This window comes from Parcubacteria group bacterium, from assembly GCA_016181765.1.
Classification (GTDB): domain Bacteria; phylum Patescibacteriota; class Patescibacteriia; order UBA2169; family UBA2169; genus CG10-46-32.
In genome coordinates, this window is the sequence record JACOYR010000002.1 from 13504 (window position 1) to 26455 (window position 12952).

The window sequence follows — 12952 nt, forward strand, 5'->3', positions numbered from 1 at the left end:
ACACATGTCAAAAGAAGTCATCATCAAAAAGCTGGAACAATTGGGCATCCTGCTCAAAGACCTTGAGCCGCTTTTGCGCATGCCCAAAGACGAATTTGAAAACGATACGGTTGTCATCCGGGCCGCGGAACGGAACTTCCAGCTTATCGTTGAAATTGCCAGCGACATAAACACCGCCATTTTGATAGAAGAAACCGGAAAAACACCGGATACGTACAAACAGTCGTTCGTTGAACTTGAAAAAATCGGCGCAGTGCCTTCTGAAGTGATTTCTGATTTGGCGGCCAGCGCGAAATTGCGCAATATCTTGGTTCATGAATATGAATTTGAAGAGGATTACGGCAGATTTTACGATTCCGCAAAATCAATGCTGCCCGCGTACCACAGATACGCTGAAAGCATAAAAAAACACATACGCGGATAAACACTGCATTGCGCAAGATGAGATACATCGTGTGCGCTCGTGATTTCATGGGAATGCACACGATGCGGCCATCCAGTCTACTCGCCTGCCGCTTCAAGAATCTCCCGGCGCACCGATTCGCCGATCCAGACGTTTTCCGCGCGAAGCCTGGCAAGCATGCTGGCTACCTCGGGAATGTGGCCGGCCGTCTTGGCGTACACCAAAAAACCACCGAGGCCCAGCAGGCGGGTTTTGGTGAGTACGGCGCGTGCCGCTTCCCTTTCAAGCTTCTCGTCCAGCAACAAAAAATCAGCCTTTTTCCGCTCGGCGAGGATAATTGATTCGGCGTCAGCCCTGCTGATGCCGAATGTTGCAAGTTCCGGTATCGCGGCACTGTCTGGAATGCTCTCAACCACCAGCCATCCTGTTTTATGCGCGTGCGCGATTTCCGTTGCGCCGGTTTTGCCTTTTCCCCGCACCACAAGTTCGTTGAAAACACCACCTGAAACGGTTATGTGTGTAAAGACGTCTTGCAAGAGCGAAAGCTGATTGATCCGGGCCAACGAAATAATCGGACCGCTGTCCGCGACAACAACAACCATACGCTACCGCCCGATCGCTCCGGCAAGCAAAGCTGACTCGGCGCGCACGTCACCTGGCGCATAATCAAGATAGGGAACCTGGTGCGAACCCATCAAATCCAAAACGTCATGTATCGGAACGTTGAGCAGCTCAGCGGCCCGGGATGAGGTTATCCGCTTTTCCCGGAGCAATTCCAAAACCGAAAGCTCGGTCAGCTTCCTGCTCACTTCGTCTTCGGGCTTCCAGTAATCAAACAGCGCTTCGGGCACGCATACTGTTTTTGTCGCTTGTTGCGTAGGCATGCGGATAGCATACCAAATAATGCGGGACGATGCAAGGCGCCGCAACGAAAAATGGGGACATGACCCATTTTTTTTATCGCCGGACCGAAGCCGCATCAGGTTTCACGAGCCACTCCACCTACAGCCGAAAACCGAGCGCATGGAGATGGGAATGCACACGATGTGGTCATCCAGCACACTCAATTGACAAAACCGACCGAAACCACTAAACTAGTGTTAGGTTTGCATACTGCCCAGAGTCAGTATGGCGAGAACCAAAAAAATCGCACCCTAACAAGAAAGGAGGGACAAGGCGTGAAGACGCGCATCAGGGTCAGAATCCTGAAGTGCCGTTGCTTTACCTGCGACAGCAACTAGCGGCGGCACAGGCCCGTTACGGCCGAGGGACATGTTTGTCTTTCGGCCGTACTCTTACCTCAACATACTCGCAACCTCCAAAGGAGGTCGTCGTGTTTGAGATTGAAACGCAAGACGCGATTTACGAAGTTGAGTTTCTCCATGCCCAAATCAACATCACCTCTCGCTGTAATATGAGATGTGAGCACTGTCGGGGGTCTTACGGCGGCACTGTTGATTTGTCGGCGGCTGATTTTGAAACACTGTTGCTCTTCAGCCACCAGCACCTCGGCGAAGGAGGCGGTTACTTGATCTCGGGGGGAGAGCCCTTGCTCCATCCGCATCTCAAAGAGCTTCTTCTTCTGTTGAAGCATCACTTCCGCAAAAACGGGTTTGTATCCGTCACGACCAACGGCACATTCCTCACCTCTGGTTGGCTGGATTTTCTGCAGTCACTGGCCTTTCCCGATCTCCGCATTGCCATCAGTTTGGACAGCGTTGATCCGGAAAGAAACAACGCGTTCCGTCATTCTCGCCAGGCTTTCCAAAACTCCGTCAAGGCTATTAAGCTGGTGGCGGAACGGCCGGATATCCAGTGCATTGTCCGGGCCACGATTCAAAAGGGCCAATTGCCGGAAGTGGAGCCCATGTTGGAGCTCGTTGATTCATTAGGGGGAAACGTTCTGTCTGTTTCCAGCGTCATTCCTGTGGGTCGGGCTCTGGGTAAGTCAGCATTGCACTTTGGCAAGGAAGCGAAGCAACAATTGGTCGAACTGGCCGTGGCTCTCAATCAGCACGGTCGAAAAACCAAGGTTGATGTAAATGACCCTTTGGCTTACATCATTGATGGTGACCAGGAGGAATGTGGCATGTTCGGCGGTTGTATTGCCGGCATTGGCACTTTCAGTGTTGAGCCGGACGGCACGATGTTTCCCTGCCCGGTTCTACCCAATCAGGTGATTATGAACATCGGCGGAAAGACTCCGGAGCAAATACTGGAGGCTTACGCTCAAAGCCCTATCGTTCATTCTCTGTTGGAGAGGAGGCTTACGGGCAAGTGCGGCGGGTGTAAACTGCGCTTTACCTGCGGCGGCTGCCGCGCCCGGGCAGAAGGCGTCATGGGCCATTACTTGGCCGAAGACCCGGACTGTTGGCTGCAGTGATGAAGTGTCCGTATTCACGCAAGATACGGGCAAGCCGCGAAAGCTTGTCCGTATTCATTTTTGCTGTTACAGTGTACGTATGTTCAAACCCATACTAGACGAGTTTATCGGGCAATTCAAACGCAAGCACCCCAAAGACAACATCCGGGTTCTTGCGATGTTGGGTTTTGGCTCAAGTTTCAGCAACAAAAAAATACGGGCCAATTCGGATTTGGATTTGTATATCGTCATTAAAGACATTGGCAAGCGATTTCGCGGAGTGATGCGCATCAACGGCATTGCGGTGGATTACTTTGCCTATCCGCTGAAACAACTGAAAGCCGATTGGAAAAAGGTTAAAAACAGAACCGCCCCGCGGCTGACCATCGCATACATGCTGCGGGATGGCCATATTATATTAGATCAGAATCACGCCTTGCGGAAGTTGCGCATTGAAGCCAAGAAATTTTTGCAACATGAATTAAAGAACAGTGCGATTCCGCCCAATCTGCTGGTCATCAATAAATACTTCGTTAATGATTATCTCAAAGACATAGAAGACAGCCTGCGGGACGGAGATGCGTTTGCCTGGCAATATAATGTCAATCTATTGTTTAAAGATTTGATTGATATTTTTTGCCAATTCCATAAGATTCCCCTGGTAAAGCCGAAATACCAGAAGATGGAAATCGCCAAACGGGATAAAAAATTTGTAAGGTTGTACGAATCGGTTGCCGGTGCGCCTTCTCCAAAAGAAAAAACAAAGCGGATTAACGCATTGGCGCGGTACTGCCTGAAAACCATGGGCGGCCCGCTGCCGCGGGAGTGGGAACTGGCGCGGCCGGTCAGGGACGTTTAAAGAGGAGGGGAAGTTGATTTACCAGTACATCGGGATGACAAAAGCGCCGCAACGGTTTTAACCACCCGTAAAAATGGGGACATGGCCCATTTTTACGGGTGGAACTGTCGTGAAGCGGGCGCCGAAAACCTAGGTGTGGATATGCCGCATTGACAAAGCGCTCCCTCGCATCTACACTGATACTTGAAAACCAAACGTGAACCTTTCAACATCAAGGAGACGGCGCAATGGCGCATCCAACATACCCTGCCGTCATCTTTGATGAGGCTACTGGCAGGTATAAGTGCGAAATGCGCGACAAAAAACTCGCCAGAGTCTGGGGAGTGGGATATGGAAACACCAGAGGTGAGGCTATCGCTAACGCCCGCCGCGGTCAACCGCCTGATGGGAAAATCAAGCGTGTGATTGGGTGGGTTCAACGCCATCCGTTTCTCGTCGGCGCCGCGGTCGGCGCATATTTAGCCGCACGAAACGGCGCTCGGACATTTAGCGAATATGCAGCCGCCTCTGTTATTGGCGGATTCGTGGGCTGGGCTGCAAGTAAAGCAGTCCGGTTCTTCACCAGATGAACGGAAAGGAGGTAACGCAAGATGGAACGAACCGCTGTACTGCGGAGCGTAGTGTCATCGGCCTGCGGTGTCGGATAACCGAGGAAGCGATGGCTGTCGCCCTTGTGGCTTGTCCCGTCAAACTTGTCATCGCTCCTTGATGGCATTTTACCGCAGGGATTCGCCACTTGCTGGCACGATGGCACTACGGTGCGCCGCGCCGCGCATGAGGCTTGACCCACAAGGGTCGCCCGCGCCTAAGACGCTGGTAAGAGACCAAATCCGAGGTCCACGCACATCTCCGCCATAAGTCCAAGGCTGCAATGCCCTGGACAAGGAATCCGCGAGGATTCTGATCCCTAGAGGGATGGCCGCCGCAAGCGTTCATCCCTCTCTTTTTTTACTTTGCATGGGTTGTGGATAAAACCATTGACAAAAACACCATTGCGGTATAGAGTGAAAGTAAGGTGGAAACCGCACCTTGAATTGACCAATACCTACACGAGTATGGAGTCCCATGCTTGGTCAGCATGTGTTGTCCCGTACTTTAGATGAATAGGTATACGCGTTCCTTCGGAACCGCGCCAACGCGCATAGCATGAGGAGCTGTGACCGGAAAGCCTGCAAGGCTTTCAACCCCGAATCCCCATTCGGTCACCGCAACACAATCCTCGTGCTCTTTTTTTTATTGCAATGTTGAGCGATGGTAAGCATACTAAATGTATATGTTCACACGGCATTCCAAAAGTCTCTTTCATTCACTTGGCCAAGTTCAAGAATACCCTTAAGGGTACCAAATGCCAATTCTTTATGCAACGGGATGACGGTTGTAATTATCTTGTCGCCCAGGCACCGCCTTAATTTAACATGACTGCCTTTTTGGGAAACAAAGTAAAAATCAAAATGCCGACAGAGAATGTTTATAATCTGGCGGCCTGAAAAAGTCTTAGCCATGCCGAACTTCAAGAGTGGTTACAAGCGGCGCCCGTTGCGAGAGATAATGGCGCACCTGTAATCTCGGCTGGTCTTCTAAATAAAGCTCAGCCGCTTCTTTTAAGTTCCTTTCGGCATCTTCAATGTTTTTACCTTGGCTCACAACCCCTAATTCCGCGCACCGAGCAACGTACCATTTACCTTCTTGTGTAATAATTGTCGTAAATTTATAATTCATAATTTAAAAAATTAACTAAGGCAATGATAACACAACTATTTTATATAAGCAACAATATCAGTAGTGTCCAATTAAAAAGACGAGTTAATAGTCAATTTGAGTTGATAATCAGCCTTGTCTCAGACGAAGATAATGTCCTGCCAAGATAATCTTTTTCCAACTCACCTAAATAAGGCGCTCATGCATCAAAATGCGAAGACCGCGCAAGTGAGTACTCCAAACGCTCAAAAAATTGCTCGCTGTACTTGCTGGTTTCTTTGAACGCGCGAACCACCTCGCCCGCATCGCGCGTGGGCGGCGGGGAAAAAACATCATCAGTAAGCGTGTGCCGCAGAAACTCAAAGCGCAGCTTCGCGTCCAAGAGATCCTCATACTCCCGCTTGGTCAGGGTTACTGATTCTTTGTTTTTGGTTGCTACAATTGTGGGCATATACGCCGGCAAAGCAAACGATTGGAGGATGATGCAAGGCGCCACAGCGGGAGAATATTGATTAGCGCGCCATTGTTTGCGCTACCGGAGTGAACTCCATCTCAAACGGCAGGGGGACGCTCGCGGCGCGATCCTTTGCGCGCTTCATAAAGTTGAGTATGGTAAACCCCACGGCCTTGCCACTCTTGGGGTCTATCCGCATCACCATGTCATCTCCGGTTTCCTGCGTTATTGCGTCCGCATCCGGCGCTCCCTTTGAAAAGTAGAGCACGTCCGCTTCTGCGTCGTAGTAGTATTGTGCGTTTGCGTGGTTCATAGCGCGTGATGTTGTATTCTGTCGGTGAGGTACGCGGTGAGGATACGGAGAAGCAAACTGTTCCATATAGCAGAAGTATAGCGCGATTCTTTAGTTCTGCGCAACATGCGCGCCACCGGCTCTGCCACAGACGGTGTTGCGCTTACTTGTTGAACTCGCCCCCGAAGCCTGAAGACATACACTTGCGTCAAAACAAAATTTATGGTAATGTCCACACTAGAAAAATCTATGGGTTAGTTTCTAAAATCGCACATTTACAAAGGAGGTGTAATAGTAGATGCACAATCGTCTGGAGAAGATGCTTGGCGAACGCACGCTCGTGCTTATCAAACCGGACGCGGTCAAACGGGGCCTCATTGGTGTCATTTGCCAGCGCTTTGAGCAAGCTGGCCTCAAGATCGTCGCATGCAAAATGGTTCTTCCGACCCGTGAGCGGTTGGATGGCCATTTCCCTACATCCGAAGAATGGGTTCGGGGAATGGGCGAAAAGACCCTCGAGATATACCGTGAGTATGCGATTGACCCGGTTGAGATTCTCGGCACTGCCGATTCGCTCGTCATTGGATATAAGATCAAGGAGTGGAACTATCGCTACTTGATGCTGGGTCCAGTGATGGCGATGGCGCTTGAGGGAATCCACGCCGTAGATGTGGTTCGGAAGCTCATCGGGCACACACTGCCTTTCAAGGCGGCGCCCGGCACGATTCGCGGCGACTTTTCCATCAACGCGCCGGACTTGGCAAATGTCGCGGGAAGTTCCTGCAAGAATCTCGTACATGCTTCGGGTACGATCGAGGAAGCCGAGCAAGAGATCGCCAACTGGTTCAGCCCGACTGAACTGATTGCGTACGAGCGGACGGATAACTTCGTGCATTTCGTCCAAGGAGAATTCACAGACCCCTGAACAGGAAAGGAGTAAGCGCCATGCAGCACGAAACTGCCGACACAGCCGCCACCGCGCCAAAGGGGTTTCAACGCGGCTACGGGTCAGCGCCGCTCGCCGAAGACTTCTCCGGAACTACCCGCTGTCCGGCTGCAGACCATGGCAAGCAGTGTTCCGCCGTCCTCACGTTCAGGATCAAGAGTCTCGGCGAGTTGAGGGAGGGTTCGGGCGAGACCCAAGCCTGCGCCAACCCCGATGGATTGGAGAATCATCGCGTTCTCATTTTCACTGGGAAACGCGACGGCCAGGAGTTCCCTTTCGTCCAGGCAATATTCATGCGGCACAACTAGGAGGCCCGCAATGCAGAGCACATCTCTTGAACAGGCGCTCAACGCTCTCCGCGCTACGGACCCGAGGAACGCGGCAGAGCACGCCTACGCGCTCGCCATGCTTCACAAGCAGGCAGGCAACAGCGAACAGGCGGTTCGATTCGGCCGGGATGCCATCGCACTTTTCGGCGCATGCCGAATGGAGACGATGGAGGACTGCGCCGCGCGCAACACGGTAATTGAGGGCGTGGCGCTTCCGGATCTCATCCACCAGGATGTGGTGCGGGACCGGCTTCAGCCGCTCACGCTCTAGGTCGGTCATGAACGTCAAAACCCCGCCTAATCAACTGATTAGGCGGGGCTGTTTTTTTTTTTTGAGGCTTGCAGTTCTCATTCACTGTGCACATAGCGCAGAATTCGATCCGCAGCTTCCTGCTCTTCATTGTCGTAATTCACGACAATGAAATCAAAGAGATGAGCGGAGCGCCAAGCTTCCATATCAACTTCAAGACGACTAGTAATCTCATCTCGCGGCATACCACGCTTGAGAAGACGCTCCGTGAGCACGGCCTGCGACGGCGGCATCAGAAAAACCAGCGCCGTTTCGGGAAACTTCTCTTTTAGCAAGAACGCTCCACTGGCCGATGCAACGACGACGACATGTCTGTTTTCGTCTCGGGCCTCATTCAAATATTCAAGCCCAACGCCGTAATACTGTTCAGCCATCATCTTGTATTCCAGTATCTTGCCCGACTCAACCATGGAAAGAAACGCATCAACGTCCACAAAGTGATAATGGACGCCGTCAATCTCTCCGGGTCGCGGCGGCCGAGTGGTGCAAGAAGGCAGTTTGGTAAAGCCAGATGTCCGACGCAGACAATCTATGACCGTGTCTTTCCCGACGCCTGAAGGACCTGTGAGAACAAGAATAATCCCTTTTGGATTCACGCTCTTCCTCCTTGGTAAAGAACAAGTTGAAATTCGGTTTGGATTTTACGTTTAGTACACTATACAGAAATATATCGGCAGGCGCAAGCTACGCAATAAAAGAGCCGGAGCACTCACGTACTCCGGCCACGACCGCCTGATGCTTGAAAGGCATGGATGTCAAGCGCGGGCTTGCGACAAATCAACCTCCACACCTGCCCGCTGAAGTTCCGCAACCACGGTCTCAATGCCGATTCCGTAGTACTCAATCCGATAGGGGTGATGGCCGAGCACCTGGAAGATGGTGAGCGAAATCGGATCCAAAGGATTGTACGCCGCAGCCCATTCGGTAACCGGGCAACGCGTAACATAATCCTCTATCTCCGGTTCACTCAACTTCCGGCACTGGATATCCAGTATTGAGAGCGCAGTAACTTCGCGCGGCTCCTGCGTATTGATGACACAGACGCCGCTCAAGACATGGCCGATGTGCCCGGAAAACTCGCGCAACATTTCTCTGGCCTCACCTAAGTCTTTCGGCTTATGGTACTGTTTGCCGTTGTAGACGGAGAACGTGTCCGCCGCAATAATCAATCCAGGATGCTCGGCGGCCACCTGCCGGGCCTTGGCTTGGGCTATGGCCTGCACCTTCTTTCCGAGATCGTGATGGTCTATTGCTTCTTCGTCTATACGACTGGGAACCGCAGAAAACGCAATCCCCAGAGACGACAGGAGCTGGCGCCGATTTTCAGATTGTGATGCCAGGACAACGTTGATTGGTTGCTTCATACTCATCCTTTATAGCAAATGTGCTACATGGCGTCAATCAGACGCATGGTGACGTGAGACTTCCCGAAAGACTGGAGCCGTAAAACGCTTCCAAAGCTCCGGTAATATACGCCCGTACTTCTCCGCTTGGTATTTCCGCTATCCGCAGATCGTCCGGTAGCCAAACATGGTTTTCCGCGCTTTCCCGTGCACGGCCGGCCAAATCGGTATATGTCCGCTTCAGATAGGAAAGTTGTGGTACCAAGTCTGGTCGCTCAGCCACAAGCAAGCCAAACTCTTCGGTCCCTGGGTAGGGCTTGAACTGGAAAATACCGGCCTCGGTCATGCCTATGGTTTTCAGGTCTGCGATAAACCGAACGGTATCCTCAATCTGTGACCGGGTCTCGCCTGGAAAACCAAGCACAAAGAAGCCTTTCGGCTGGATGCCAAACCGAACCAACTTTTGAACGGCTTGTACCACTTGATGAGTCGCGACCTTCTTCTTGATGCGCTTTAAGACAACATCGTTGCCGCTCTCAACACCCAGCGCTATCTTCCAAGCGCCAGATGCTTGCATCATGCCCATGACCTCGTCGTTGAAGTCCCGCCGCAAAATCACCGGCGCGCGCGTCAAACCGCGCCACATAAACTTGCCCAAGAGATCACGACTCTCCAGACCGAGATAGAAATCACGGATGTTTTCGCCGGAAATGAAAGCCATGTCATCTAGAAAGTGCACTGCGTCGGCTCCCAAACCGCTTACCACATACTCGACTTCGTCAAGTATTCGCGACACCTCAGGTCGGGCATAGGGCACGTCGTTGCCGCGATTCACCATTATCGGCGAAGCGCAGAATGTACACTCAAACGGACAACCATACGTCACGAACAGCGTGGCCTCGCTGACCTCTTTGAACGCACCGGCATGATGGATTGTATGCCGGTAAAGCGGCTCCTCTATGTACACATCCTGCCTGATCATCGGGATGTCGTCCGGCGCCAGCTTGGGCGCATATTCAGTAACAGGCAACAGACTCTGCCCTTTGTACCAAATCCCGGACAGGCGCTTTTCAACGCCGCGAAAAGCGACAGAAAGAATTTCTCCTATCGCAACCTCGCCGTTGCCGCGAACAATCGCGAAAGCATTAGGAAAATCCTGAACCGCATTACACAAGTCAAGCGTGGCATGAATACCGCCCAGAATATAGGGCACGCCAATCCGGTCGCAAACCCGGGCAATGGCAATGGCTTCGGGAACATTCACAGATGTGGGATTTAGTCCCACCAACTTGGCTCCCGATGCCTTGATTTGCGCTCCAATCTGTTCGGGTTGCAGCCGCAAACGGTGCGCGTCCAGAAGGCCTGCCTTGAAACCGAACTTCTCACGAGCCGTTGCGACGACTCTCAAAAATCCCCACGGCGGCTCCTCGCCATCAGGAATCAATCCCTGTTGGTACGTCGAGGGCACATTGATGCCCAGAAAATCAAAACCATACTCTTCTGCGGGCATGGCCCAGTGTGTTCGGCCTTCTGTATGTAACTCGCTGATACGATGGCTCTGGTTGAAGATGGTTAAGCCAAACTGACCATTCTTTGACACTGGTCCACGCTCCTTTCTTTATGTTGTGAATGTACTACTTTTAAGAAATCTACTACAGATTTCTTCTAGCGTGGAATTTATCACAATTCTTATTTATACGCAATGGAAGTCTCGCCACTCAACCTGCAATTACCAAACGATGCTGGGGCATAAAAACTGGATCACACTGTATAAGCCAGTCCGCTTACCGCTTCCGGAGCTGATAGCGCAGGGCGCTTCCCTTGCAACAGAGTTCCTCGTGCAACTGCATGAGAAGTCTCTTTTTTGGTTAGTAGTACAACGTCTGGTGCGAAGAGCGCCAGTCACACCTGATCTCATTTACGGAGTTGCAGTAATCAACTCCAGCCGGGCCAAAAAATAAAACGGCGCATTGTGAGCATGCATAGGGTATGGTGTTTATTTGGCTTACACTAGCTACAGAATACCATATTTACCAACCACAGAATGAACAGTGCCGTACACAATCTTGACAAAACATCCCAAATGTGTATATAATAGAGGCATAAATTGCTCCTTCCGCCCTTTCCCAATATACAATCCATCCATATCCCACACACCTGTACCTTCACCTCCTGTTGGAACCCAGCCGGAGCCGTACATACCAAGCCAACAAGAACGAAACTCACACCAATCTCCTTGCAAAGGAGAAAGAAAGAAGGCAGAAGATGAAGCGCACAATCGCAGTATTCCTTGCGGGAGCTTTGTTCCTGCTCGGAAGCGGCACGGCAAGCGCGGCTCCGCGCTACCTCTATGAATTCCCCTGGCAGCCCGCGAACAAAGGGCTTGCCAGCTTCTTCCAGCAGGTTGGGATTGCCTCTCCGCCCGCAATCCCGACGGACCAGGAAATCAGCCTGGCGGACACCACCATGGTGCTGGAAACCGGCACCTATGACACGGTCTACGTCCGGTCAGGCGATGTCGTCTTGTACCACGGTGTGGAAGTCACGGGAATGCTCACTGTGGAACCTGGAGCGTACATCCTTCCCGCAGACAAAGATGCGTGGCTCAATGTGACCGGGGTAAACGCGACCGCAACCATTGGCGCGCCTGGAGGGGAATTCGTCCAGATCCTGGGCGTCGGCGTGTTCAACCCCTTTCCGAACACGAAGGGCATTCAGGTGCTGTTCGGCGCGGCCGCGGTAATGCACAACGTGCTGACTGCCGGTGTGGGTAGGGGAACAGTCGTATACTCCGACCTGGATGATGCGGTCAGTTCTCTGCAGGCCACCAGGTTGTACATGACCAACAACGGGTACGGCGCCGCAATCATGGAGAGCAATGTTGAGCTGGCGCAGTCAGCTATCTGGGACAACTCCAAACTGGCGCTTTTCTTCTCTGATGGCAGCCGAAAGACAAGCAGACATTTCCGGGCAACCGAATCCTGGTTCAGTGGACAATTGGACCTCTCCCTCGGTAACCGCGCCTCCTCAATTGTCTTTGACCGGTGCATCCTGCCGGACGGGTTTGTGGACTGGCTCTACAGCGGCCGGGACAACCCAAACTACACCGAGGAGGCCAAATCCGGGAAGTGGGACTACCTCATCGACTTCAGTGGATACGGCGACCTACGCGACATTGATCTTTCCAGGGCCTACAAAAACCATGGGCTGGACCGCGTGACCGTGTTGGAGAGCCGGCCATTGGGTACGGTGCAGGTGCACCCCTTGGAACAACAGCTCCTCGCGGCCAACTTCACCGGAAGCGGCGACGTCAATGATGAGGACATCAGGCTCTGGGCGGAAGCGTTCGGCAGCCCCCGGGACTCTGTCGCGTTTGGGAATCTGTATGATCTGAACCGCGACGGCATGGTGAATATGCCGGACATGGAGGAACTGGCTTACGCATTCGCAGGCTTGGAACGCTCTCAACCGGCAACAGCCCTTGGCGCGAGCCCGAAGCTGCCGGAGTTCCTGGCCGCTGTGACACGGTACCCCGCAGTGGTCAGCGCCGCCGAGAGCGACCCGGTATTCGGTCCGCTCATCCAAGCGTATATGGCGCCGACTGTGGTCGCCGAGGTTTCGGGTGAGACGCCGAACGAGTTCTCGTTGGAGAACTACCCGAACCCGTTCAACTCGGGCACCACTATCCGATTCCAGCTTCCCAAGGAAGCAGATGTCGTGCTCACGGTCTACAACGTCAACGGCCAGGTGGTTGCCCGTCTGGTTGACGAGCGACTGCAGGCCGGTGCGTATACCCAGACTTGGGATGGATTGGGGGCAGATGGCAATTCTGTTAGCACGGGCACGTACTTCTACCGCCTCAACGCGGGAGACTACACCCATGCCAACAAGATGACCCTGCTCCGGTAACACTGCTCCCTGCCGAAACCGGCGTAGTAGTAGGGTGTCGCCCCTAA

Annotated in this window: 16 protein-coding genes; 7 read left to right on the plus strand and 9 right to left on the minus strand. The window is 52.6% G+C overall.

What is annotated here, in order from left to right; all coding sequences use genetic code 11:
- Nucleotides 1-4: 4 nt before the first annotated feature.
- Nucleotides 5-424 carry a DUF86 domain-containing protein gene (locus HYT31_01920; protein MBI2050539.1) on the plus strand — a complete coding sequence of 140 codons (420 nt, stop codon included), beginning with the start codon at nucleotides 5-7 and terminating at the stop codon, nucleotides 422-424.
- A 77-nt stretch (nucleotides 425-501) separates the two neighbouring features.
- On the opposite strand, the gene HYT31_01925 is transcribed toward HYT31_01920, so the two are convergent.
- On the minus strand, nucleotides 502-1005 hold the full coding sequence (locus HYT31_01925) for a hypothetical protein (GenBank protein ID MBI2050540.1): 504 nt from the start codon (nucleotides 1003-1005) through the stop codon (nucleotides 502-504).
- A gap of 3 nt (nucleotides 1006-1008) precedes the next feature.
- Nucleotides 1009-1287, minus strand: coding sequence for a UPF0175 family protein (locus HYT31_01930; protein MBI2050541.1), 279 nt, complete (start codon nucleotides 1285-1287; stop codon nucleotides 1009-1011).
- 449 nt (nucleotides 1288-1736) lie between these two features.
- Here HYT31_01930 and HYT31_01935 point away from each other — a divergent pair, with 449 nt between their 5' ends.
- Both HYT31_01935 and HYT31_01940 read left to right on the plus strand, forming a co-directional pair.
- The gene (locus tag HYT31_01935) at nucleotides 1737-2786 is read left to right on the plus strand and encodes a radical SAM protein (protein MBI2050542.1); all 1050 of its coding nucleotides are present in this window, start codon (nucleotides 1737-1739) and stop codon (nucleotides 2784-2786) included.
- A gap of 79 nt (nucleotides 2787-2865) precedes the next feature.
- A complete protein-coding gene (locus HYT31_01940; GenBank protein ID MBI2050543.1) occupies nucleotides 2866-3624 on the plus strand; it encodes a hypothetical protein in 759 nt (252 codons plus the stop codon).
- Between the two features lie 1277 nt (nucleotides 3625-4901).
- Here HYT31_01940 and HYT31_01945 read toward each other — a convergent pair.
- The 4 genes from HYT31_01945 to HYT31_01960 form a co-directional block, all read right to left on the minus strand.
- Nucleotides 4902-5126 (minus strand): type II toxin-antitoxin system HicA family toxin, encoded by a 225-nt coding sequence (locus HYT31_01945; protein ID MBI2050544.1) that lies wholly within the window; start codon nucleotides 5124-5126, stop codon nucleotides 4902-4904.
- Nucleotides 5119-5343 carry a type II toxin-antitoxin system HicB family antitoxin gene (locus tag HYT31_01950; protein MBI2050545.1) on the minus strand — a complete coding sequence of 75 codons (225 nt, stop codon included), beginning with the start codon at nucleotides 5341-5343 and terminating at the stop codon, nucleotides 5119-5121. The genes HYT31_01945 and HYT31_01950 overlap by 8 nt, the downstream gene beginning before the upstream one ends.
- 178 nt (nucleotides 5344-5521) lie before the next feature.
- Nucleotides 5522-5773, minus strand: coding sequence for a hypothetical protein (locus HYT31_01955; protein MBI2050546.1), 252 nt, complete (start codon nucleotides 5771-5773; stop codon nucleotides 5522-5524).
- 61 nt (nucleotides 5774-5834) lie between these two features.
- Complete coding sequence (locus HYT31_01960; protein ID MBI2050547.1) at nucleotides 5835-6089, minus strand: DUF2283 domain-containing protein; 255 nt, start codon at nucleotides 6087-6089, stop codon at nucleotides 5835-5837.
- A gap of 298 nt (nucleotides 6090-6387) precedes the next feature.
- Between HYT31_01960 and HYT31_01965 the strand changes: the two genes are divergently transcribed.
- Genes HYT31_01965 through HYT31_01975 form a run of 3 tightly spaced genes read left to right on the plus strand, consistent with a single transcriptional unit; the run spans nucleotide 6388 to nucleotide 7614 of the window.
- Nucleotides 6388-6993, plus strand: a complete 606-nt coding sequence (locus tag HYT31_01965) for a nucleoside-diphosphate kinase (GenBank protein ID MBI2050548.1) — start codon at nucleotides 6388-6390, stop codon at nucleotides 6991-6993.
- A gap of 20 nt (nucleotides 6994-7013) precedes the next feature.
- Nucleotides 7014-7322: a hypothetical protein gene (locus HYT31_01970; protein ID MBI2050549.1), complete on the plus strand. Its 309-nt coding sequence runs from the start codon at nucleotides 7014-7016 to the stop codon at nucleotides 7320-7322.
- Between the two features lie 10 nt (nucleotides 7323-7332).
- A complete protein-coding gene (locus HYT31_01975; protein ID MBI2050550.1) occupies nucleotides 7333-7614 on the plus strand; it encodes a hypothetical protein in 282 nt (93 codons plus the stop codon).
- Nucleotides 7615-7691: 77 nt separating this feature from the next.
- Here the strand turns inward: HYT31_01975 and HYT31_01980 are convergent, their stop codons facing one another.
- From HYT31_01980 to HYT31_01990, 3 genes are all read right to left on the minus strand, one after another.
- On the minus strand, nucleotides 7692-8249 hold the full coding sequence (locus tag HYT31_01980; GenBank protein MBI2050551.1) for a guanylate kinase: 558 nt from the start codon (nucleotides 8247-8249) through the stop codon (nucleotides 7692-7694).
- A gap of 159 nt (nucleotides 8250-8408) precedes the next feature.
- Nucleotides 8409-9017 carry a Maf family protein gene (locus HYT31_01985; GenBank protein ID MBI2050552.1) on the minus strand — a complete coding sequence of 203 codons (609 nt, stop codon included), beginning with the start codon at nucleotides 9015-9017 and terminating at the stop codon, nucleotides 8409-8411.
- 37 nt (nucleotides 9018-9054) lie between these two features.
- On the minus strand, nucleotides 9055-10506 hold the full coding sequence (locus tag HYT31_01990; GenBank protein ID MBI2050553.1) for a B12-binding domain-containing radical SAM protein: 1452 nt from the start codon (nucleotides 10504-10506) through the stop codon (nucleotides 9055-9057).
- 755 nt (nucleotides 10507-11261) lie between these two features.
- On the opposite strand from HYT31_01990, the gene HYT31_01995 reads away from it, so the two are divergent.
- Nucleotides 11262-12905: a T9SS type A sorting domain-containing protein gene (locus HYT31_01995; GenBank protein MBI2050554.1), complete on the plus strand. Its 1644-nt coding sequence runs from the start codon at nucleotides 11262-11264 to the stop codon at nucleotides 12903-12905.
- Nucleotides 12906-12952 lie beyond the last annotated feature (47 nt).

Bases quoted from the DNA above. Each gene is read 5' to 3' on its own strand.
- HYT31_01950 (MBI2050545.1), bottom strand. From the start codon at position 5,343: ATGAATTATAAATTTACGACAATTATTACACAAGAAGGTAAATGGTAC.
- HYT31_01945 (MBI2050544.1), bottom strand. From the start codon at position 5,126: ATGGCTAAGACTTTTTCAGGCCGCCAGATTATAAACATTCTCTGTCGG.
- HYT31_01930 (MBI2050541.1), bottom strand. From the start codon at position 1,287: ATGCCTACGCAACAAGCGACAAAAACAGTATGCGTGCCCGAAGCGCTG.
- HYT31_01940 (MBI2050543.1), top strand. From the start codon at position 2,866: ATGTTCAAACCCATACTAGACGAGTTTATCGGGCAATTCAAACGCAAG.
- HYT31_01970 (MBI2050549.1), top strand. From the start codon at position 7,014: ATGCAGCACGAAACTGCCGACACAGCCGCCACCGCGCCAAAGGGGTTT.
- HYT31_01955 (MBI2050546.1), bottom strand. From the start codon at position 5,773: ATGCCCACAATTGTAGCAACCAAAAACAAAGAATCAGTAACCCTGACC.
- HYT31_01965 (MBI2050548.1), top strand. From the start codon at position 6,388: ATGCTTGGCGAACGCACGCTCGTGCTTATCAAACCGGACGCGGTCAAA.
- HYT31_01925 (MBI2050540.1), bottom strand. From the start codon at position 1,005: ATGGTTGTTGTTGTCGCGGACAGCGGTCCGATTATTTCGTTGGCCCGG.
- HYT31_01995 (MBI2050554.1), top strand. From the start codon at position 11,262: ATGAAGCGCACAATCGCAGTATTCCTTGCGGGAGCTTTGTTCCTGCTC.
- HYT31_01985 (MBI2050552.1), bottom strand. From the start codon at position 9,017: ATGAAGCAACCAATCAACGTTGTCCTGGCATCACAATCTGAAAATCGG.
- HYT31_01960 (MBI2050547.1), bottom strand. From the start codon at position 6,089: ATGAACCACGCAAACGCACAATACTACTACGACGCAGAAGCGGACGTG.
- HYT31_01990 (MBI2050553.1), bottom strand. From the start codon at position 10,506: ATGCCCGCAGAAGAGTATGGTTTTGATTTTCTGGGCATCAATGTGCCC.
- HYT31_01975 (MBI2050550.1), top strand. From the start codon at position 7,333: ATGCAGAGCACATCTCTTGAACAGGCGCTCAACGCTCTCCGCGCTACG.
- HYT31_01920 (MBI2050539.1), top strand. From the start codon at position 5: ATGTCAAAAGAAGTCATCATCAAAAAGCTGGAACAATTGGGCATCCTG.